Origin of the sequence: Bacillus massilinigeriensis (assembly GCF_900117315.1) — a bacterium.
GTDB classification, from domain to species: Bacteria; Bacillota; Bacilli; order Bacillales; family Cytobacillaceae; genus Bacillus_BE; species Bacillus_BE massilionigeriensis.
On the sequence record NZ_LT630337.1, the window covers coordinates 70,599 to 93,475 of the forward strand.

Annotated in this window: 19 protein-coding genes; 17 read left to right on the top strand and 2 right to left on the bottom strand. The window is 38.4% G+C overall.

The window, feature by feature from the left end:
- Nucleotides 1-70: 70 nt before the first annotated feature.
- From purM to purD, 4 genes are read left to right on the top strand one after another with little or no spacing between them, the layout of a single operon-like run.
- The gene (gene purM / locus BQ6100_RS00365) at nucleotides 71-1,105 is read left to right on the top strand and encodes a phosphoribosylformylglycinamidine cyclo-ligase (protein WP_075979863.1); all 1,035 of its coding nucleotides are present in this window, start codon (nucleotides 71-73) and stop codon (nucleotides 1,103-1,105) included.
- 28 nt (nucleotides 1,106-1,133) lie between these two features.
- Nucleotides 1,134-1,703 carry a phosphoribosylglycinamide formyltransferase gene (gene purN / locus BQ6100_RS00370; protein WP_075979864.1) on the top strand — a complete coding sequence of 190 codons (570 nt, stop codon included), beginning with the start codon at nucleotides 1,134-1,136 and terminating at the stop codon, nucleotides 1,701-1,703.
- Nucleotides 1,703-3,244 (top strand): bifunctional phosphoribosylaminoimidazolecarboxamide formyltransferase/IMP cyclohydrolase, encoded by a 1,542-nt coding sequence (gene purH / locus BQ6100_RS00375; protein WP_075979865.1) that lies wholly within the window; start codon nucleotides 1,703-1,705, stop codon nucleotides 3,242-3,244. Before purN ends, purH begins: the two co-directional genes overlap by 1 nt.
- Before the next feature lie 18 nt (nucleotides 3,245-3,262).
- Nucleotides 3,263-4,534: a phosphoribosylamine--glycine ligase gene (gene purD, locus BQ6100_RS00380; protein ID WP_075979866.1), complete on the top strand. Its 1,272-nt coding sequence runs from the start codon at nucleotides 3,263-3,265 to the stop codon at nucleotides 4,532-4,534.
- On the opposite strand, the gene BQ6100_RS21885 is transcribed toward purD, so the two are convergent.
- On the bottom strand, nucleotides 4,512-4,625 hold the full coding sequence (locus BQ6100_RS21885) for an EYxxD motif small membrane protein (protein ID WP_328586482.1): 114 nt from the start codon (nucleotides 4,623-4,625) through the stop codon (nucleotides 4,512-4,514). The genes purD and BQ6100_RS21885 overlap by 23 nt on opposite strands.
- A gap of 99 nt (nucleotides 4,626-4,724) precedes the next feature.
- Nucleotides 4,725-4,997 (bottom strand): YgaP family membrane protein, encoded by a 273-nt coding sequence (locus BQ6100_RS00385; RefSeq protein ID WP_075979867.1) that lies wholly within the window; start codon nucleotides 4,995-4,997, stop codon nucleotides 4,725-4,727.
- Nucleotides 4,998-5,259: 262 nt separating this feature from the next.
- On the opposite strand from BQ6100_RS00385, the gene BQ6100_RS00390 reads away from it, so the two are divergent.
- The 13 genes from BQ6100_RS00390 to gatB all read left to right on the top strand — a co-directional run bounded on the left by BQ6100_RS00390 (nucleotide 5,260) and on the right by gatB (nucleotide 22,842).
- The gene (locus BQ6100_RS00390) at nucleotides 5,260-7,002 is read left to right on the top strand and encodes an adenine deaminase C-terminal domain-containing protein (RefSeq protein ID WP_075979868.1); all 1,743 of its coding nucleotides are present in this window, start codon (nucleotides 5,260-5,262) and stop codon (nucleotides 7,000-7,002) included.
- Nucleotides 7,003-7,071: 69 nt separating this feature from the next.
- Nucleotides 7,072-8,118, top strand: a complete 1,047-nt coding sequence (locus BQ6100_RS00395) for a DUF3048 domain-containing protein (protein WP_075979869.1) — start codon at nucleotides 7,072-7,074, stop codon at nucleotides 8,116-8,118.
- Between the two features lie 25 nt (nucleotides 8,119-8,143).
- Nucleotides 8,144-8,458: a YerC/YecD family TrpR-related protein gene (locus BQ6100_RS00400; RefSeq protein WP_075979870.1), complete on the top strand. Its 315-nt coding sequence runs from the start codon at nucleotides 8,144-8,146 to the stop codon at nucleotides 8,456-8,458.
- A 144-nt stretch (nucleotides 8,459-8,602) separates the two neighbouring features.
- Nucleotides 8,603-9,295 (top strand): heptaprenylglyceryl phosphate synthase, encoded by a 693-nt coding sequence (pcrB, locus tag BQ6100_RS00405; RefSeq protein ID WP_075979871.1) that lies wholly within the window; start codon nucleotides 8,603-8,605, stop codon nucleotides 9,293-9,295.
- A 63-nt stretch (nucleotides 9,296-9,358) separates the two neighbouring features.
- The gene (pcrA, locus tag BQ6100_RS00410) at nucleotides 9,359-11,575 is read left to right on the top strand and encodes a DNA helicase PcrA (RefSeq protein WP_075979872.1); all 2,217 of its coding nucleotides are present in this window, start codon (nucleotides 9,359-9,361) and stop codon (nucleotides 11,573-11,575) included.
- Between the two features lie 54 nt (nucleotides 11,576-11,629).
- A complete protein-coding gene (gene ligA, locus BQ6100_RS00415) occupies nucleotides 11,630-13,645 on the top strand; it encodes an NAD-dependent DNA ligase LigA (RefSeq protein ID WP_075979873.1) in 2,016 nt (671 codons plus the stop codon).
- Between the two features lie 5 nt (nucleotides 13,646-13,650).
- Nucleotides 13,651-14,820 carry a CamS family sex pheromone protein gene (locus tag BQ6100_RS00420; protein ID WP_075979874.1) on the top strand — a complete coding sequence of 390 codons (1,170 nt, stop codon included), beginning with the start codon at nucleotides 13,651-13,653 and terminating at the stop codon, nucleotides 14,818-14,820.
- A gap of 531 nt (nucleotides 14,821-15,351) precedes the next feature.
- Entirely contained in the window at nucleotides 15,352-16,899 is a 1,548-nt protein-coding gene (gene pruA, locus BQ6100_RS00425; RefSeq protein ID WP_075979875.1) for an L-glutamate gamma-semialdehyde dehydrogenase, read from the top strand.
- Between the two features lie 555 nt (nucleotides 16,900-17,454).
- Nucleotides 17,455-18,738 carry an isocitrate lyase gene (aceA, locus tag BQ6100_RS00430; protein ID WP_075979876.1) on the top strand — a complete coding sequence of 428 codons (1,284 nt, stop codon included), beginning with the start codon at nucleotides 17,455-17,457 and terminating at the stop codon, nucleotides 18,736-18,738.
- Between the two features lie 249 nt (nucleotides 18,739-18,987).
- Nucleotides 18,988-19,452, top strand: coding sequence for a YueI family protein (locus tag BQ6100_RS00435; protein ID WP_075979877.1), 465 nt, complete (start codon nucleotides 18,988-18,990; stop codon nucleotides 19,450-19,452).
- Nucleotides 19,453-19,640: 188 nt separating this feature from the next.
- Complete coding sequence (gatC, locus tag BQ6100_RS00440; protein ID WP_075979878.1) at nucleotides 19,641-19,931, top strand: Asp-tRNA(Asn)/Glu-tRNA(Gln) amidotransferase subunit GatC; 291 nt, start codon at nucleotides 19,641-19,643, stop codon at nucleotides 19,929-19,931.
- Between the two features lie 12 nt (nucleotides 19,932-19,943).
- Nucleotides 19,944-21,401 (top strand): Asp-tRNA(Asn)/Glu-tRNA(Gln) amidotransferase subunit GatA, encoded by a 1,458-nt coding sequence (gatA, locus tag BQ6100_RS00445; protein WP_075979879.1) that lies wholly within the window; start codon nucleotides 19,944-19,946, stop codon nucleotides 21,399-21,401.
- A gap of 13 nt (nucleotides 21,402-21,414) precedes the next feature.
- On the top strand, nucleotides 21,415-22,842 hold the full coding sequence (gene gatB / locus BQ6100_RS00450; protein ID WP_075979880.1) for an Asp-tRNA(Asn)/Glu-tRNA(Gln) amidotransferase subunit GatB: 1,428 nt from the start codon (nucleotides 21,415-21,417) through the stop codon (nucleotides 22,840-22,842).
- Nucleotides 22,843-22,877: the final 35 nt, after the last annotated feature.

A 22,877-nucleotide genomic window follows, 5' to 3' on the forward strand; every position in this document is an offset into this window, starting at 1 on the left:
TATCAAAATTCCATATAAAACAAAGCCTTTCTATAAAAAAATACACCCCTTATTAAGGAGGATTTTAGTAATGAGTAACGCATACAAGCAAGCAGGCGTTAATATTGAAGCGGGCTATGAAGCAGTAACGAGAATGAAAAAGCATGTTCAAAAGACCCTTCGTACCGGTGTAATGGGTGGTCTAGGTGGGTTTGGTGGCATGTTCGATTTGTCCGTTCTTGGGTTAAAAGAGCCTGTTCTAGTATCTGGAACCGATGGGGTTGGTACGAAGCTGATGCTTGCCTTTATGATGGACCGTCACGATACTATTGGAATTGATGCCGTAGCCATGTGTGTGAATGATATTGTTGTTCAAGGAGCTGAACCAATTTATTTCCTTGATTACATAGCTTGTGGGAAGGCTGAACCAAGTAAAATTGAAGCCATTGTAAAAGGGGTAAGTGCTGGCTGTGAGCTAGCTGGTTGTGCTTTAGTTGGTGGAGAAACAGCAGAAATGCCAGGAATGTATAGTGATGAGGAATATGATTTGGCTGGTTTTGCTGTAGGCGCTTGTGAAAAGTCTGCTCTCATTACCGGGGAGAACATTAAACCTGGAGATGTGTTAATTGGCCTAGCATCAAGTGGTATTCATAGCAACGGCTACTCCCTTGTAAGAAAAGTATTCCTCGAGCAATCTCAAATGTCACTTGATGAATATGTGGAGGAATTAGGCTGTACGCTCGGAGACGAATTACTTCGTCCAACGAAAATCTATGTCAAACCAATCCTATCTGCTTTGAAAAATTATGAGATTAAAGGAATGGCACATATTACTGGCGGAGGATTTATTGAAAATATTCCAAGAATGCTTCCAAGTGGTATCGGGGTTGAACTTTTTGAAAGCCAATGGGAGGTTCCGGAAATCTTTAAGCTGATGGAATCTATTGGAAACCTTGATAGAAAGGAAATGTACAATATTTTTAATATGGGTACAGGAATGGTAGTAGCGGTTGAAGAAGAATTAGCTCAAGAGATCATCCAATATTTTAATCAAATCGGAGAAAAGGCCTATCAAATAGGTGTAGTCACCAATCAAGAAGGAATAAAAATAAACTATTCACTTTAAGAGATGAGTAGATTAACGGAGGCAAGCCATGAAAAATATCGCCGTATTTGCTTCGGGAAGTGGGAGCAATTTTCAAGCGATTATCGATGCAATCAAGGAAAACAAATTAGAGGCTACTATAAAACTCCTTGTTTGTGATAAACCAGGGGCATATGTACTTGAAAGAGCTGAAAATGAACGGATTCCTCAATTCACCTTTAGTGCAAAGAACTATTCTAGCAAACAGGAATACGAAGAGGTTATTTTACGGCATTTGAAAGAGAATGAGGTAGAATGGATTGTATTAGCGGGATATATGAGATTAATAGGTCCAACTCTTTTAAAAGAATACGAGGGGAAAATAGTCAATATTCATCCCTCACTTCTTCCAGCCTTTCCAGGGAAGGATGCAATTGGTCAAGCCTTAGCTGCTGGTGCAGAGAAAAGTGGAGTAACCATTCATTTTGTTGATGAAGGCATGGACACAGGGCCAGTTATTGCTCAAAGGGAAGTGCAAATTGATGAAAATGAAACATCAGAAACCTTACAAATGAAAATACACAAGATTGAGCATGAACTATACCCAGCTACACTGCAAAAACTTTTACAAAGGAGATAATGAAAGTGAAAAAACGTGCACTTATTAGTGTCTCAGATAAGAATGGAATCACGGAGTTTGCAAAAGGATTAGTAGAGCTTGGATTTGAAGTCATTTCAACAGGTGGAACGAAGAAAACCCTTGAGCAAAATGGGATTCCTGTGATTGGCGTAAATGAGGTAACAGGGTTTCCAGAAATCTTAGATGGTCGTGTAAAGACATTGAATCCATTAATTCATGGAGGATTATTGGCAAAATTTGATCAACCTAGCCATCAAGAACAAATGGCAGACCACAATATCGAGCCTATTCAAATTGTATGTGTGAATCTTTATCCTTTCCAACAAACCATTGCTAAACCGGACGTTTCGGTTGAAGATGCTATTGAAAATATTGATATCGGCGGTCCAACGATGCTTCGGTCTGCTGCAAAAAATCATGAGTATGTTGCTGTAGTCGTGGACCCAGCTGATTATAATACGGTCTTGGAAGAATTAAATAATGAAGGCAATGTCACTAAGGAAACAAAGAGAAAGCTTGCTGCAAAGGTATTCCGCCACACAGCAGCCTATGATGCTATCATTGCTGACTATATGACAAAATTGGCGAATGAAGAAAATCCTGAGAAATTGACCTTGACCTTTGAATTAAAGCAAACACTTCGTTATGGGGAAAACCCTCACCAAAAGGCATCCTTTTATCGTAAACCTTTAGGATCAGCATTTTCAATTGCAAATGCAACACAATTGCATGGTAAAGAGCTATCTTATAATAATATTAATGATGCAGACGCGGCCCTTCAAATTGTGAAGGAATTTACTGAACCGGCTGCTGTAGCAGTTAAGCATATGAACCCTTGTGGTGTAGGGGTAGGGGAAAATGTGTTTGACGCATTCACAAAGGCATTTGAATCTGATCCAGTCTCCATTTTTGGAGGGATTGTCGCCTTTAACCGTGAAGTTGATAAACAAACGGCTGAAAAGCTTCATGAAATCTTTTTGGAAATTGTCATTGCTCCATCCTTTACACAAGATGCGTTGGATATTTTAACAAGCAAAAAGAATATTCGTCTATTAACTATTCCATTTGATGAACAGGATCAAGTGGAAAATAAATTGACCTCTATTGAAGGTGGACTGCTCGTTCAAGATCAGGATCGCTATTCATTAGATGAGGCAACCATTTCTGTACCAACAAAGAGAGAGCCTACTGAAGAAGAGTGGGAAGCTCTTAAATTAGGATGGAAAATCGTCAAGCATGTAAAGTCTAATGCGATTGTTGTGACGAATGCAAACATGACTCTAGGGGTTGGAGCTGGACAAATGAACCGGGTAGGCTCAGCCAAAATCGCTCTTGAACAAGCTGGAGAAAAAGCAAAAGGCGCAGCTCTTGCATCAGATGCCTTCTTCCCTATGGATGATACAGTAGAAGAGGCAGCCAAAGCCGGAATCACTGCCATCATCCAACCTGGAGGCTCTATTCGCGATGCAGATTCCATTAAAAAGGCAGATGAATATGGAATTGCCATGGTATTTACAGGAGTGAGACACTTTAAGCATTAATCTGTGGAGGTGCACATGATGAAGGTTTTAGTAGTAGGCAGAGGTGGCCGTGAACATGCCATTTGTCGTAAAGTGAGCGAAAGTCCGTTAGTAGAAACAGTATTTGTTGCACCAGGAAACGCAGGAATGGCGGATGTAGCTAAACAGGTGGAAATTGAAGAGAATGAACAAAACCAATTGGTGAGCTTTGCAATTGAAGAACAAGTTGACCTGACTATTATCGGTCCAGAGGTTCCTTTATTAGAGGGATTAGCTGACTGTTTTAAAGAGGCTGGATTAGCAGTATTTGGTCCGAATAGAAGAGCGGCAGTCATTGAAGGAAGTAAATCCTTCGCTAAGGACCTCATGAAAAAGTATAATATCCCCACTGCAGAGTATGAGGTTTTTCATGAATATGAAAAGGCAAAAGCATATATAGAAGAAAAAGGCGCTCCGATTGTAATCAAGGCAGATGGGCTGGCTGCTGGGAAAGGTGTTACTGTCGCCATGACATTGGAGGATGCTCTATCAAGCCTGGAGGAGATGATGGTGCATTCGAAGTTTGGCGATGCTTCCTCAACGGTTGTTGTGGAGGAATTTCTAGAGGGAGAGGAATTTTCTTTAATGGCTTTTGTCAATGGAGAAACAGTCATTCCTCTTGAAATTGCTCAAGACCATAAACGGGCATATGATGGTGACCAAGGTCCGAATACTGGTGGAATGGGGGCCTATTCACCTGTCCCACATATTGGAGAAGAAATGGTCGCTGAGGCCATTGAAACGATACTTAAGCCAACTGCTAATGCCATGGTGAAAGAGGATAGACATTTCTGTGGAATTCTATATGCGGGTTTAATTGCAACGGAAAAAGGACCAAAGGTGATTGAATTTAATGCAAGATTAGGCGACCCTGAAACACAGGTCATTCTTCCAAGAATGAAATCTGATCTTGTTACAACTATTCAGTCTATTTTAAAAGGGGAAAAGCCAGAGATTGAATGGGATTCAGATGCCTGCATAGGTGTGGTTGTCGCATCAAAGGGGTATCCTGAAAAATATGAAAAGGGTGCTGTTCTTTCTGGCATTGAGGAAGTGGCAAAAGAGCTATATGTTTTTCATGCGGGAACAAAGAAAAATGAAAATGGTGATTTCGTAACAGATGGTGGACGTGTCATCCTTGTTGGAACGAAAGCCAAGAGTCTGCAAGAAGCACAGAAAAAGGTTTATTTGGAACTTGAAAAGCTACAATCAGAAGGTGTCTTTTATCGTAAAGATATCGGATATAAGGCTATCGCACACGCCGTTTATTAACTTTTTTGACATAAACGAATAAGATTGCGATAATGCTTCCGATTAATGAGATTAAGACGAAGGACATATCAGTCACGTATTCTAAAAACATAGGGCAATCTCCCTTTCATTATTGAAATTTGGTATTTTTTAGACATTCAGTCAATTGGAAAAAGGATCGGCATTCATTCAGTTAGCCGATCCTTTTTGTTTACGTTGGATTATTCGGAAACAAATCTGGCTCAACCTGCCCCTGATTATTCTTCTCATTCCATGCTTCCTGACCCTGCTCAAACAATGCAGTAACTGGACAGAATCGAACAATTCCTTCTGCCACCTTCATGGCACCCATCATTGCGAGCAATATATAGGATTCTTTCCAAGGTTTTTTAACCATTTTCGCTGTGCAGCATGCGAGGACAGTCAACCCGATGGTTATACGAATAAGGGCATTCAAAATCCCAATATTTTGTTTTACCTTCATTATTTTCACTCCTTCATCATAAAAATTAATATTTTTACTTTTTCTTTAATGCGTTAAATAGTGAAATATGTTAGTATAATAAATACATAACATGTAAGGGCTTTCTTTTTGCTCTGCTCTGGATATTTCTAATTATATTTACCTATTTTGACATTGAAAATAAAAAAACAGATATTTATGTCATTTATTAATATAACTATTTAGAAAGAACTCCCAAATACAGATAAAAGGGAGTTGCACAAAAGAAAGGGAGGAGAAGTTTGTGCTTGAACAGCGCTATCGGTGGAAAAATAAACAGCTGCGTAAACACGTTTCTATACTTGATGGGAAAAGGTCCCCAACCAAGCTTTTGAAAAATGCCACATATTTAAACCAGACTTTTCGCAAATGGATGGAAGCCCATATTTGGATTTACGAGGATCGAATTATTTATGTTGGTGATATGTTACCTCAGAAATTAGATGATTGTGAAATCGTTGATTGCACAGGATTGCTGCTTGTACCTGGTTATATTGAGCCTCATGCACATCCATTTCAGTTATATAATCCCCACTCCTTGGCAAGGTATGCATCTCAATTTGGAACTACAACATTTATTAATGATAATATGGTACTGGTTTTACAATTAGAAAAAGAGAAAGCGTTTTCCCTCATTGAGGCGTTAAAAAATGTTCCAGCATCCATGTATTGGTGGTGTCGTTTTGATGCGCAAACAGAAATTGAACAAGAGGAAATCACCTTTTCTCATAGTAATGTAAAGGCATGGCTCGAACATGACTGTGTCCTTCAAGGTGGTGAGCTTACTGGCTGGCCAAAATTGCTAGATGGTGATGATATGATGCTCCTTTGGATGCAAGAAGCAAAAAGGCTGAGGAAAAAGATTGAGGGGCATTTTCCTGGAGCGTCTGAGAAAACTTTAGCCAAAATGATGCTTCTAGGTGCAGATTGTGACCACGAAGCGATGAATGGAAAAGAGATTTACAATCGCCTTATGCAAGGTTATACTGTTTCCCTACGTCATTCATCTATTCGTCCAGATTTGCCTATACTATTGGATGAAATTCAAAAGCTTGGGATTAACCATTATGATTCATTTATGTTTAATACGGATGGCTCGTCGGCATCGTTTTATGAAAATGGGATGAATGATATGATGATTAGAATGGCGATTGAAAAAGGAATCCCTGTTATTGATGCTTATAATATGGCAACAATTAATATTGCAAAATATTATAATATGGATTATTGGCATGGTCAGATTGCCACAGGGAGAATTGCCCATATCAACTTCTTAACAGATGAAAGAAATCCAACCCCAATATCCGTTTTATCGAAAGGGGAATGGTTGAAAAAGGACGGCCAAATTGTTGAGGCCTATGAGCAAATGAATTGGGATGGGTTTGAGTTTTCCCCGTTAAATATTGATTGGGAGATCAGTCTAGATGATTTACAATTCTCTATGCCTTTTGGTATTAAAATGGAAAATGCAGTAATTACAAAACCATATTCGATTTCAATAGAAATGTCATGTAGTGAGCTTTCTAATCTGCATGATGAAAGCTTCTTTATGTTGATTGACCGTGAAGGAAAATGGAGAATCAATACATTGTTAAAGGGCTTTACAAAAGACTTAGATGGCCTTGCCAGCTCCTTCTCCAATACAGGCGATATCCTATTGATTGGAAAGAAAAAAGAAGATATGATGAAGGCCTTTAACCGCATGAAAGAAATAGGAGGAGGTATCGTCATCTGTGAGCAGGGAGAGATCATTTTAGAAATTCCATTAACAATCAGCGGTGTGATGTCAGATAAAAGGGTTGAAGACTTAATTAATGAAGAGAAAAAGCTATTAATATATTTAAAACAAAAGGGTTACCGATTTGAAGATCCTGTCTATTCATTACTTTTCTTTTCATCTACTCATTTACCTTATATACGGATTACACAGCAAGGGATGTACGATGTAATGAATAAAATGGTACTCTTTCCTTCTATAATGCGTTAAAATAGAAAAGAGAGTTCTATCATCATTTGTTTCAACTGCTGATTTTACATGCAAAAGTCGAGGTGTATTATGCTAAAAAAGTGGTTTATATTTTCAGTGGCTGTCTTGCTTCTAGCAACGGGTTGCGCTAAAAAAGAGGCTGTAAAAGAACTTAAAGAGAAAGAAACCGAAAATATTGGGAAACAAGCTCCTGATGTAGAGAACTTTCCATATCAATCACCATTAACTGGAATGGGACAGAAGGAAGAGCCTAATGAGAGATCGGTTGCAGTTATGGTGAATAATCACCCGAGTGCAAGACCACAGTCAGGTCTACAAAAGGCGGATATTGTTTATGAAGTATTGGCTGAGGGAGATATCACCCGATTTTTAGCTATCTTTCAAAGTGAAAAGCCTAAAACAATCGGTCCAGTAAGAAGTGCTCGTGACTATTTTATTGAGTTGGCAAAAGGATACGATAGCTTTTATGTGGCTCATGGTTGGAGCCCTGAGGCGAAGCAGATGCTTAAATCCAATTATATTGACAACATTAATGGAATAGAATATGATGGTTCGTTATTTAAAAGGGCTAACTTTCGAAAGGCCCCTCATAATTCTTATATTAGCTATGACAATATTTTAAAAGGGGCAGAGAAGGTGGATGCTAAAATGAACAAGGCACCATCTTCATTAACCTTCCTATCAGATGAGGAAGTGGAAGGCTTAGCGGGAAATCAGGCATTAAATGCTAGTATTTCTTACTCGGGAAGCTCATTATTTTATGTTGAGTACAAATATGATACAAGTAAAAAGAAATATCAACGCTTTTCCAATGGAGAATTAACGGCTGATTATGATACAGAAGAACCTGTCTTACTTGATAATATTTTTATTGTAGAGGCAGAGCACAGGTACATCGATAATTATGGCCGCAGAGAAATTAACTTAACCTCTGGTGGAAAGGGATATTTATTACAGCGTGGCTTATGGAATGAAGTACAGTGGAAAAATGTAGACGGTAGAATATTACCATTTATTAATGGAGAAGTAGCGGGTTTTGTTCCAGGGAAAACATGGATTAACATTGTTCCATCAAGTCCAGGTATAGATTCAATGGTATCAATAAAAGAACAGTAGGTAATTTGGGTTAAGGAGAGTTATTATGCAAATAGATAAGTTAAGAGGAAGAGAACTAGACCAATTATTTCAATCTATTCTATCTCTTACCGATTTAGAGGAATGCTATCGCTTCTTTGATGACTTATGCACCGTGAATGAGATTCAATCATTAGCTCAACGTTTAGAAGTTGCTAGAATGCTGCGCGAGGGGAAAACTTACCATAAGATTGAGACGGAAACAGGGGCAAGTACAGCAACCATTTCCCGTGTAAAAAGAAGCTTAAATTATGGAAATGATTCTTATGGTATTGTACTAGAGAGATTGAAGAATATAGAAGCAAGTAATGAGAATGAATAAGATTTAATGTAAAGCCGGGGAACCTTTTTGAGGGCCCCGGCTTTTTAACGAATGTTAAGTTGAAACATGCCTTAATATATTTTTTATTCAATTCCTCAAGTGCTATAATGGTGTAATGAATATCCTGAATGGAGGGTTATGTGCATGTATGATATTCGAGAGTGGCGTCATGCTTTTAAACTCGATCCAAATAAAGAGTTGTCTGATATTGACTTAGAAAAAATTTGTGAATCTGGAACGGATGCCATTATTATTGGGGGCAGTGATGGGGTTACACTAGAAAATGTCTTGAATTTAATGGCAAAGGTCCGCAGATACACAGTTCCATGTATACAAGAGGTATCAAATATTGAATCTGTTACACCAGGGTTTGATTTATATTTTATTCCAACAGTTTTAAATAGCACGGATCCTAAATGGATTACAGGACTTCACCAGCAGGCGGTGAAGGAATACGGAGAAATTATGAATTGGGAAGATATTTTAGTATCTGGATATTGTATACTAAATCCTGATTGTAAAGCAGCAAAATTGACTAATGCTCTGACGAATCTTGATTCAGATGATGTCGTTTCTTATGCAATGATGGCTGAAAGGATGTTTCACCTTCCAATATTTTATTTAGAATATAGTGGTACATATGGAGATCCCAAGCTAGTAGAAAAGGTTAAAAATAACCTAGAGAATACAACATTATTCTATGGCGGTGGAATTCATACTCTAGACGATGCTAAAGAGATGATGAACCATGCTGATGTTGTTGTGGTAGGGAATGCCTTATATGAAAACCTTGAGGAAGCATTGAAAACAGTAAAGGTCAAAAGCAATCATAGATAAAAAGCGTTTTATCGTCTATAATAGAATAGAGAACATATGTTTGTATGGTGGTGAATCGGAAATATGCATTATTTATCGGAAAAATTGTTGGATGGATTGAATCCGCAACAACAAAAGGCAGTAAAAGCAACAGAAGGTCCACTACTATTAATGGCTGGAGCAGGTAGTGGAAAAACAAGAGTACTAACACATAGAATTGCGTATTTAATGGTGGAAAAACATGTTAATCCGTATAACATCCTCGCCATAACCTTCACAAATAAGGCTGCGCGCGAAATGAAAGAACGGATTCAGAGAATTCTAGGCGGAGCTGCTGAGGAGATTTGGATTTCAACCTTTCACTCCATGTGTGTAAGAATTTTACGTAGAGATATTGATCGGATTGGCTTTAATAGAAACTTTACAATTTTAGATACAACGGACCAACAATCGGTGATTAAAGGAATATTAAAGGATAAAAACATTGATCCAAAGAAGTTTGACCCACGTGCTATCCTCAGTACTATCAGCTCAGCTAAGAATGAACTTGTAAACGAGGAAGAATTCGCAAAAAAAACTGGGGACTACTTTGACCAAGTAGTGAGCGATGTTTACACCGAGTACCAAAAAAGATTAAGAAAAAACCAAGCTCTTGATTTTGATGATTTAATTATGAAAACCATTCAATTATTTCAAAGGGTCCCAGAAGTTCTTGAATACTATCAACGCAAATTCCAATACATTCACGTTGATGAGTATCAGGATACGAATAGGTCGCAATATATGCTTGTAAAGCTACTTGCTTTTCGTTTTAAAAATCTATGTGTAGTAGGGGATTCGGACCAATCTATCTATCGTTGGCGGGGAGCGGATATTGGAAATATCCTTTCCTTTGAAAAGGATTACTCCAACGCGAAGGTGATTATGCTCGAGCAAAACTATCGATCAACGAAAAAGATCCTCCTAGCGGCTAATGAAGTTATTAAAAACAATTTAAATCGAAAGCCGAAAAATCTTTGGACGGAAAATGCAGAGGGCAATAAGATAGTCTATTATCGTGCAGATAGCGAGCAGGGTGAAGCGCAATTTGTAACAGGTAAAATAAAAGAAATGGTTGATAGTGGGAAAAGAAAATACTCAGATATTGCCATTCTTTATCGAACGAATGCTCAATCCCGTGTAATGGAGGAAGTATTACTTAAATCCAATATTGAATACTCCATTGTTGGGGGAATAAAGTTCTATGATCGAAAAGAGATCAAAGACCTTTTGGCTTATCTACGCTTAATCGCTAATCCAGATGATGATATTAGCTTACAGCGCGTGATTAATGTTCCGAAACGAGGAATTGGTTCAAGCTCCCTTGATAAAATTGCAGATTTTGCGAATATGCACGATATATCTATGTTTCAAGCCCTTGAATCTATTGAACTCATTGGATTAAGCCCGAAAATAACAAAGGCAGCCGCTGAGTTTCGTCAGATAATTAGCGGGTATACTCAGATGCAAGAATATCTGTCTGTCACTGAATTAGTGGAAGAGCTTTTAGAGAAAACAGGATATCGCGACATGCTGAAAGCAGAAAAGTCTCTTGAAGCTCAAAGTAGATTGGAAAATATTGATGAATTCCTTTCTGTTACACAAAACTTTGAAGAGAGCAGTGAGGATAAAACCTTAGTAGCCTTCTTAACTGATTTAGCATTGGTTGCCGATATTGATAAGCTTGATGATGATGGAAATAAAAAGACAGATACAGTGGTATTAATGACATTGCATTCAGCAAAAGGATTAGAATTCCCTGTTGTCTTTTTAATGGGATTGGAGGAAGGTGTCTTTCCACATAGTCGTTCTCTTATGGAAGAAGCTGAAATGGAGGAAGAGCGACGCCTTGCTTATGTTGGTATCACTCGTGCTGAGGAAGAGCTTTTTATTTCAAATGCACAAATGAGAACGTTATATGGACGAACAAGCATGAATCGACCTTCCCGTTTTATCGATGAAATTCCTGATGATTTAATAGAAGGAATGCAGCCTGTACATCGGGAAGCCTCACCTTTTGGCGAACCTCGTATGGAGAGAAGACCAATGAGGAAGCCAGTTACACGTCCTGTGATGAACACAACAGGTGGCGATGAAATTGGTTGGGGAGTTGGAGATAAAGCTGAGCATGGCAAATGGGGTATTGGAACAGTTGTTAGTGTAAAAGGAAATGGTGAAGGAATGGAGCTTGATATAGCCTTTCCAAGTCCAACTGGGATTAAGCGACTCCTTGCTAAATACGCCCCAATCAAAAAGGTTTAATATCATGCCGAAATTCTTTGTAATGAGCAAAAATTTGTAGAAAGGACCTGATTTATGGACCTTCAAGCAGCAGAAAATCGAATAAAACAATTACAGCAGCAATTAAATCAATATAATTACGAATATTATGTTCTTGATCAACCATCGGTACAGGATTCAGAGTATGATCAATTAATGAAGGAATTAAATGATTTAGAGGAGCAATTTCCTCAGCTAAAAACATCGGATTCTCCTACTCAGCGTGTGGGAGGAGTAGCATTAGATAGCTTTGCGAAGGTACAGCATCAATCACCGATGTTGAGTCTTGCAAATGCGTTTAATGAAAGTGACTTAAGAGATTTTGACCGTAAGATTCGGCAAGCGGTAGGTGACGATTTTTCTTATGTTTGCGAACTGAAAATTGATGGACTAGCAGTATCGCTCCATTATGAGGATGGCCTTTTTGTTCAAGGAGCAACTCGTGGGGATGGTACGATTGGTGAAGACATTACAGCCAACTTAAAAACCATTCGCTCTATACCGTTAAGGCTAAAGGAGAATATATCGCTTGAGGTTCGTGGGGAAGCCTATATGCCAAAGCGCTCATTTGAAGCCTTGAATCAAAAGAAGGAGGAAAATGGTGAAGAGCCATTTGCCAATCCGAGAAATGCAGCAGCAGGCTCCCTGAGACAATTAGATCCAAGAATTGCAGCCTCCAGAAATTTAGATATTTTCTTGTATGCATTAGCTGGAATAAGAGAATCTAGCATTAACTCCCATAGTGATGGCTTGTCATATTTAGAAACACTTGGTTTAAAAGTGAATCAAGAGCGGAGGAAATGTGCAAATATAGAGGAAGTACTTTTATTTATTGAAAATTGGACGGAGAAAAGACCATCTTTACCATATGAAATCGATGGGATTGTTATAAAAGTGGACTCTCTCGAACAGCAAGAGAGACTGGGTACTACTGCAAAAAGTCCCCGCTGGGCGATTGCCTATAAATTCCCGGCGGAAGAAGTAGTAACAACCTTAAAGGATATTGAATTAAGCGTTGGCCGTACAGGGGTGGTTACGCCAACTGCAATTTTAGAACCAGTACGTGTCGCAGGGTCTACTGTTCAAAGAGCCTCTCTCCATAATGAAGATTTGATTCGTGAAAGGGATATTCGAATCGGAGACCAGGTAGTCGTCATTAAAGCTGGAGATATTATCCCTGAGGTAATCAAGGTTTTAACTGAAAAGCGGAATGGTGAGGAAAAGGAATTTTCTATGCCAAAGAATTGCCCTACATGTGGCAGTGAGCTAGTGAGGTTGGATGGAGAAGTAGCCTTACGCTGCATTAATCCAAAATGTGATGCCCAGATTCGAGAAGGTTTAATTCATTTTGTATCAAGGGATGCCATGAATATTGAAGGGCTTGGAGAAAAGGTTGTTAGCCAGTTATTCGAAGCGGAGTTCATTCATGATGTAGCCGACATTTACCATTTGACCTATGAGCAATTAATAGAATTAGAACGAATGGGAGAGAAATCAGTCACAAATTTATTAAACGCAATTAAGGCTTCAAAGGAGAACTCTTTAGAAAAGCTCATATTTGGACTAGGAATACGCCATGTCGGAGCGAAGGCAGCCAAAACATTAGCCATTTACTTTGAAACGATGGATCAATTAGCAAAGGCGAGTAGAGAGGAACTGACGAATATCAATGAAATTGGTGAGAAAATGGCCGATTCTATCGTCACCTTTTTTGAACAGGATGAGGTTCAAGAGCTGATATTTGAGCTTAAATCAGTTGGAGTAAATATGAATTACAAAGGGCCTAAGCCTTTATCTCCTGAAGAAAATGATTCAATTTTTTCTGGTAAAACAATCGTTTTGACAGGAAAACTAGAAAACCTTACAAGAAATGAAGCGAAGGAAAGAATCGAGGCATTAGGAGGAAATGTTTCTGGTAGTGTTAGTAAGAAAACACATCTGGTCATTGCAGGGGAAGAGGCAGGATCAAAACTGAAAAAAGCCAACGATTTAGGAATTGAAGTATGGTCTGAGGAGAAACTGCTTGAAGAATTAAAAAGGTTAGAGGTGTGAACGTAGTGAGAAAGCTCTCAATGATCGCTATTGCGCTTGTACTCCTCTTGACTGCCTGTGCTCCTAACTTTCAAAAACAGGATGAGGTAGTTCAAGAAGAAAACAATACCCAGAAGAAAGCGATTATTCCAAAATATAAGGTATCAGATAAATACTATCAAACCATATTGCCGTTTGAGCCCTCAGAAGCCAGAGGGTTAGTCGTCAACAATATTGATTCGAGATATGACTTAAGTGAATTTGAAACTGGTCTAATGCGGCTCGCGCAAAACAACTTTGACCCGGATACGTATCTATTTCAAGAGGGACAATATCTTGATAAAAATACAGTAAGCTTATGGTTAAACCGTAAGTTTACAGCGTCACAATTAAAGGATGAGGGATTAAAGTCATCTGAAAATATTGGGTTAAACCCACTAAATCCAGGTAAAAGCAGTTCAAAGGCAAGCAATGAAAAATACCCAATCTATTTAGCTCATATCTTAGAACATAATTATCTCGTAAAGAATAAAAAGGGAACTGTCAGCTTAGGCGGTGTTGTGATAGGCCTTGCCTTAAATTCTGTTTACTATTATCAAACAGAAAAGTATGGTCCAACGTACGAGAAGGAAATTGATCATAATAAGGTTGAAAAAGAAGGTAAGAAAATTGCTTCTGAAGTAATTAAGCGATTAAGAGGGATGAAGAGATTAAGAAATGTTCCGATTACCATTGCGCTTTTTGAACAGCAAGAGAGATCATCCGTTGTGCCAGGTAATTTCTTTGCCTATGCACATGTACCTAAAGGCAGCTCAAGCATTGATGATTGGGAAAAGGTAAAGGAGCAATATGTACTATTCCCGTCCGACACTTCAAAAGAGAAGTATCGTGAAAACGACACAGCCTTTAAGAATTTTAAACAAGACGTAGAGAATTATTTTCCAAATTTCAATGGGATTATTGGGAAGGGATTCTATGTAGATAACCAGCTTCAACAACTGAACATAGATATTCCCATTCAATTTTATGGAAAAACAGAGGCGGTCGGCTTTACCCAATATATTGCTGGACTAGTCATGGAGTATTTTCCAAACTATATCACGGTCCAAGTAAGCATTACTTCAGTTAATGGCCCAGAGGCATTAATTGTTAGAAAAGCTAAACAAGATGAACCATTTGTTCACATTTATCAATAAAAAGTGGCCGTTACCGTATGGAACAGGTCCTGTCCTTGTATGAAGGCTCGCCGATTGGCGAGCTTTTTTCTTTGCACCCCCTCATAAAAACAGATATCCGCGATTATTTTGATAAATCCGCGATTTTTTAAAAATATCCGCGATTTTTCCGATATATCCGCGATTTTTCCGATATATCCGCGGAAACCGACATTTTATCCGCGATAAGCTTTTTTTCGCAAAGTACATGTCACCAGTGCCTTATTAAATGGTGCCTGTCACATAATTCATTCTTCACAGGTGCTTCCTCCTAACACCGATGCTTCCCGAGACAAAAGTACTTCTTGATACTGGAACTCTCGCATTGTGCTATGCACAACCATAGGCACCACACCATATAGTAAGGAATTTCCAAAAAGCTGTGAGCAGCTTATTTTTACAGAAAATTAATAATCATACAAATATATGAAATTGTTGGTCTTACAATTGTAGGGACTTAAGAAATCATGATAAAATTATTTATGTGTACAACTATACATAGGAGGCGGTAAAATGGTCCAACCATACAAGCATGAGCCATTAACAGACTTTTCAAATGAAAATGAACGTCAAGGCTATCTTTTAGGCCTAAAAACTGTAAAGAGCTATTTAGGTAAGGATTATGATTTGGTCATCGGTGGAGAGCATATCTCCACAGAGGAAAAAATCGTCTCTATCAATCCCTCAAACAAAGAAGAAGTGATTGGACGTGTTTCAAAGGCAAATCGTGACTTAGCTGAAAAAGCAATGAAAGTCGCTGTGGAAGCGTTCAAAACATGGAAAAAAGCAAAACCAGAAATGCGTGCAGATGTGTTATTTAAGGCGGCAGCCATTCTTCGTCGCCGTAAGCATGAGTTTTCTGCTTTAATGACAAAGGAAGCAGGAAAGTCATGGCGTGAAGCGGATGCCGACACAGCTGAAGCAATTGATTTTTTAGAGTATTACGGACGTCAAATGTTAAGATTAAAAGATGGGGTGCCTGTACAAAGCCGCCCAAATGAATTTAACCGATATGATTACATTCCATTGGGGGTAGGAATTATTATTTCTCCATGGAATTTCCCACTTGCTATTATGGCAGGCACAACTGTAGCAGCTATTGTTGCTGGAAACACTGTTCTATTAAAACCAGCATCCACTACACCGGTGGTTGCGGCAAAATTTGTTGAAATAATGGAAGAAGCTGGCCTCCCAGCGGGTGTCTTGAATTTTGTCCCAGGTAGCGGGGCAGAAGTTGGAGACTACTTAGTAGATCATAAAGATACACGTTTTATTTCCTTCACTGGATCACGCGACGTTGGCTTAAGAATTAATGAACGTGCGTCCAAACTAAATGATGGACAGATTTGGATTAAACGGGTCATTGCCGAAATGGGTGGCAAGGATACAATTGTTGTAGATAAGGAAGCTGACCTTGAATTGGCAGCCCAATCTATTGTTGCATCTGCCTTTGGATTCTCTGGTCAAAAATGTTCTGCTTGCTCTCGTGCAGTTATTGTAGAGGATGTATATGATCAAGTACTAAATCGTGCTGTTGAATTAACTAAAGGACTAATTGTAGGAGATCCAGAAGAACAAAATATCTCAGTCGGTCCAGTAAATGACAAAGCGGCATTTGATAAGATTATGAGTTATATAGAAATAGGCAAACAAGAGGGAAGAATTGTTGCTGGTGGTGAAGGAGACAGCTCTAAAGGCTTCTTTATTCAGCCAACCATTATTGCGGATCTCTCTCCTGATGCTCGTATTATGCAGGAAGAAATTTTCGGACCAGTTGTTGGATTTACGAAGGCAAAGGATTTTGATCATGCCTTAGAAATTGCCAATAACACAGAGTATGGTTTAACTGGTGCAGTGATAACAAGCAACCGCAGCCATATGGAACAGGCTCGTGAGGATTTCCATGTTGGTAATCTCTACTTTAATCGTGGATGTACTGGTGCAATTGTAGGCTACCAGCCATTTGGCGGCTTTAATATGTCTGGAACAGACTCTAAAGCAGGCGGCCCAGATTATTTACTTCTCCATATGCAAGCAAAAACTACATCAGAAATGTATTAAATAGAAATGGAGGATGGCTTCGATATTCAGGCCATCCACTTTTTATTTTGACCGAAAAAATGCCAATACTACAAAGATTCAGCATTACTATAGAGAAAAAATAAATAAGCTGAAGTTAAATACAAACTATCAATAAAAAGTATTAAAAATGAACTTCTGATATCATGGTAAAATCCCTTCATCATTAAGAAAAGGGAAGGTCACATTATTATATTAAGGGAATAAATTTCCAGTAATAACAGGAGAGGTCAAAATTAAACAATAATTGAAAACGCTTCCAAAACAAGCTTTTTCATTACAAAAATAATGATGCTACACTTTTAAAAATAAAATTTCAGAAAAATTTAAAAAAGGGCTTTTCTTTTTATTTTTTCTGTTATACAATACAAATGGGAGTTTTAAATGTGTATTATAACAAACGAGCCGGCTCAAAAAACAAAACTAAACAGAGAAAAGCTTTTTTTATGGATTATTTTTCTTTAATGGGGTTTGTGTGTTTTTAATATTTTTATAGATTTCTATTTTAATAGGAAAAAGGGAAGGGAGTTTTATTAAATGGCAGATGAAAGAATTCAACAATTGCAAGAAAGCTGGGAAATGGATGAACGTTGGAAAGGTGTAACAAGACCTTACACTGCTGAGGATGTTATCAAACTTCGTGGATCTATTGATATTGAATATACTCTTGCTCGTCGTGGAGCAGAAAAGCTTTGGAAGCTTGTAAATGAAGAAGACTTCGTTAATGCATTAGGTGCGTTAACTGGTAACCAAGCTGTACAACAAGTTAAAGCTGGTCTTAAAGCAATTTACTTAAGCGGATGGCAAGTTGCGGCGGATGCTAACCTTTCAGGAAATATGTATCCAGACCAAAGCTTGTACCCTGCAAACAGCGTTCCAGCTGTTGTAAAACGTATTAACCAAGCATTACAACGTGCTGACCAAATTTCACATGGTGAAGGAGATAACTCTATCGACTGGTTCGCTCCAATCGTTGCTGATGCTGAAGCTGGATTTGGTGGACAATTAAACTGTTTCGAATTAATGAAAGGCATGATTGAAGCTGGTGCTTCAGGTGTTCACTTCGAAGACCAACTTTCTTCAGAAAAGAAATGTGGACATTTAGGTGGTAAAGTATTACTTCCTACTCAAACTGCAGTACGTAACTTAATTGCTGCTCGTCTTGCTGCTGACGTTATGGGAACACCAACTGTACTAGTTGCTCGTACTGATGCTAACGCTGCAGATCTAATTACAAGTGATGTTGACGAGTATGATGCTCCATTTATTACAGGAGAACGTACTCCAGAAGGATTCTTCCGTACGAAAGCAGGAATCGATCAAGCAATTGCTCGTGGATTAGCATATGCTCCATATGCAGATTTGATTTGGTGCGAAACTTCAGAACCAAATATTGAAGAAGCAAGACAATTCGCAGAAGCAATCCATGCTAAATTCCCTGGCAAATTGTTAGCATACAACTGCTCACCATCATTTAACTGGAAAGCTAAACTTGATGATGAAACAATCGCTAACTTCCAAAAAGAACTTGGAAAAATGGGATACAAATTCCAATTCGTTACTCTTGCTGGATTCCATGCATTGAACCACAGCATGTTCAATCTTGCTCTTGGATATAAAGATCGTGGAATGGCAGCTTATTCTGAATTACAACAAGCAGAATTTGCAAGTGAAAAAGATGGCTATACAGCTACTCGTCACCAAAGGGAGGTGGGTACTGGATATTTCGATCAAGTTTCAATGGTTATCACAGGTGGAACTTCTTCCACTACAGCTTTAAAAGGTTCAACTGAAGAAGCACAGTTTACAGCTAATAAGTAATAATTGTATTAAACCGTGATTTTTCACCCTATATTTCTCCTAAATAGCCCTTCTCTTCCTTGTGAAGAGAGGGGATTTTTTTGACCAATAATTGAATAAAGCTAGGATTCCTTCGTTAATAGGATCATCTATAACAGAATGTCCATCTTTTCACCTTCAAAAATAGGTTAAATTGCACTATTATAGATAATGCTACATACATAATAGTAGTCAGGTGCATCATTACTTTGAGGACAAGGAGGAGTTGGCTTGGAAAGAGCAAACATAGATGATTATATACAGCAGGGAATTCATGGGGTGAAGGAAACAAAACCAGATGAGAGAAGGAAATTTCTTGGCACCATTAGGGAACGGGTTGTTATTGCGTTAACAAACTCTCAGGTTCGCGACAAGAAGGTATACCCTGAGGTGGAGAATGCCATGAAGGAAAATCAGAAAGCTCAACTCTTATTAAATGGAAATATTGATTACAGCTATCATTCAAAGTATATAAAATTGGCAAGTAAATGGAACATGGAATACACGATGGTCAATAATAAAGAGCATAATTCTGAGCTAGGTCTAGTTTTAGCCTATGACTATGCGATTGATAAGGAAGATATTTTTGTAAAAGAAACCGCTGAGACTCAATCAAACAAGGAGGAAAGCTCCATCGGTCAGCAAAAAGAGGGGAACGGACTTTTTTCCGTATTTACAAAGATGTTCAAAAAATAATCTGCTCAAGTTCGAAGGAAGGGCACTGGAAATCCGATGTGTCCTATTTTTTTGAGTAAAAAAATAACATTTTAAGAAATAGGGATTTTTAGTCCAAGTTATCCTTTGATAATATTGCTTTAATGCGTGAAAGTTTGATATTATCAATATTATTGTGTGATTGTTCGAATATTTTGGAGGTGAGAGAAATGTCAAGAATTTCAATCGACCAGGTGAAGCATGTCGCAAACTTAGCAAGGCTTGCGATTACAGAAGAAGAAGCGCAAAAGTTTACTACTCAATTAGACGCAATTATCTCATTTGCTGAATTACTTAATGAGGTGGACACTGACAACGTTGAACCTACATCCCACGTGTTGGATATGAAAAATGTCATGAGAGAGGATATTCCAGGTAGTGGATTGCCACGTGAAGAAGTATTAAAGAATGCGCCTGATCAAAAAGATGGACAAATTAAAGTTCCGGCTATTATTGAATAAGGAGGGAAAAAAATGAGTTTGTTTGATCATAAAGTGGCGGAATTACATGAACTTCTACATAAGAAAGAGATTTCAGTATCCGACCTTGTTGATGAATCCTACAAAAGAATCAATGAGGTAGAAGATAAAGTACAAGCATTCTTAACATTGGATGAAGAAAAGGCACGTCATGCAGCAAAAGAATTAGATAAAAAGCTTGGAACAGATGAATCTAAGGGTCTTTTATTCGGAATGCCAATCGGGATAAAAGACAATATTGTAACGAAAGGCTTACGTACAACCTGTGCGAGTAAGATTCTAGGAAACTTTGATCCTATTTACGATGCGACGGTGATGCAAAAGCTTCAGGAGGCAGAAACTATTACTATTGGGAAATTAAATATGGATGAATTTGCTATGGGCTCCTCTACAGAGAACTCAGGGTTCCAGCTTACGAAAAATCCTTGGAACCTAGAAACCGTTCCGGGAGGATCTTCAGGTGGTTCCGCAGCATCGGTTGCAGCAGGGGAAGTTCCTTTTTCCTTGGGCTCTGATACAGGTGGATCCATTCGGCAACCAGCTTCTTTCTGTGGTGTGGTTGGATTAAAGCCAACATATGGACGAGTATCTCGTTTTGGATTAGTGGCATTTGCATCGTCTTTAGACCAAATCGGGCCAATTACTCGTAATGTAGAAGATAATGCCTACCTACTACAAGCTATTTCTGGACTGGATCCAATGGATTCTACTTCAGCTTCTATTGATGTTCCAAGCTTTGTCGGTGCATTAACAGGTGACATTAAGGGACTGCGTATTGCCGTACCAAAGGAATATTTAGGTGAAGGTGTAGCAGAAGAAGTACGACAATCCGTTCATACTGCTTTAAACGTTTTAGAAAAACTAGGCGCAACCTATGAGGAGGTTTCTCTTCCCCATTCAAAATATGCGTTGGCAACTTATTATTTACTTTCTTCTTCAGAGGCTTCAGCGAACCTTTCAAGATTCGATGGAGTTCGTTATGGTTATCGTTCACCAAATTCTAATAGCTTGATGGATCTATATAAGAACTCAAGAGCTGAAGGGTTTGGAGATGAAGTAAAAAGAAGGATTATGTTGGGTACATTTGCTTTAAGCTCAGGTTATTATGATGCTTATTACAAAAAGGCTCAAAAGGTACGGACATTAATCAAAAAGGATTTTGAGGATGTATTTGCCCAATATGATGTCATTGTGGGACCAACCACACCAACACCTGCCTTTAAAATTGGCGAAAATATTGATGATCCATTGACCATGTACGCAAATGATATATTAACAATCCCTGTAAACCTTGCAGGTGTCCCAGGAATTTCAATCCCTTGTGGCTACTCCAATGGACTTCCACTTGGATTACAAATTATTGGTAAGCATTTTGATGAAAGCACAGTTTATCGCGTTGCACATGCATTCGAACAAGCAACAGACTTTCATAATCAAAAACCAGAATTGTAAGGGGTGAGGAAAAATGAACTATGAAACGGTTATTGGACTTGAGGTCCATGTGGAGCTAAAAACAGATTCTAAAATATTCTCTGCCAGTCCAAACCACTTTGGTGCAGAGCCAAATACCAATACAAGTGTGATTGATTTAGGATACCCTGGTGTATTGCCAGTACTGAATAAAAAAGTAGTTGATTATGGAATGAAGGCATGTATGGCATTGAATTGCCAGATTGCTGAAATTACCAAATTTGATCGTAAAAATTATTTTTACCCGGATAATCCGAAGGCCTATCAAATTTCTCAATTTGACAAGCCTATTGGTGAGCACGGATGGATTGATATTGAAGTAGATGGCTATAAGAAAAGAATTGGGATTACGAGAATCCATCTTGAAGAGGATGCCGGGAAATTAAATCACGAAAATGGATATTCATTATGTGATTATAATCGCCAAGGAACACCATTAATTGAAATCGTTTCAGAGCCAGATATTCGAACTCCTAATGAGGCATATGCGTATTTAGAAAAGCTAAAATCTATCATCCAATATACGGGAGTCTCTGATTGTAAAATGGAGGAAGGATCTCTTCGGTGTGATGCCAATATCTCCATTCGACCAGTTGGACAAGAGGAGTTTGGAACAAAAACGGAATTGAAAAACTTAAACTCCTTTAACTTTGTTCGTAAAGGGCTTGAATATGAAGAAAAACGTCAGCGAGAAGTATTAAGCTCAGGAGGAGTAATTGAGCAGGAGACAAGACGCTATGACGAAGCAACGAATACAACGATTTTAATGCGTGTCAAAGAGGGATCTGATGATTATCGCTATTTCCCAGAGCCGGACTTATTGGATATTTACATAGACGAAGCCTGGAAAGCACGCATTAAAGCGGAAATCCCTGAACTTCCTGATGAGAGGAAAAAACGTTATATTGAGGAATGGGGTTTACCAGAATATGATGCCAATGTCTTAACGGTAACAAGAGAAATGGCTGATTTCTTTGAAGATACTGTTCAGGCGGGAGCAGATGCTAAACTTGCATCAAACTGGGTCATGGGGGATATATCAGCATATTTAAATGCTGAACAAAAAACTTTAGAAGATGTTGCGTTGACTGCTCAAGGTCTCGCAGGAATGATTAAACTTATCGAGAACGGAACCATCTCTTCAAAAATAGCTAAGCAAGTATTCAAGGAATTAATCGAAAATGGCGGAGATCCTGAACAAATCGTTAAAGAAAAAGGATTAGTTCAAATTTCTGATGAAGGTGCTTTATTAGCAATCATTGATCAAGTTCTTGATCAAAATCCTCAATCCATTGAAGATTTCAAGAACGGTAAACAGAAGGCTATTGGATTTTTAGTGGGACAAATTATGAAGGCTACTAAGGGACAAGCTAACCCACCATTAGTAAATAAATTGCTTCAACAGGAAATTGCAAAAAGATAATAAAAAAATGAAGGGCAATATCAGAAAATCCAAAA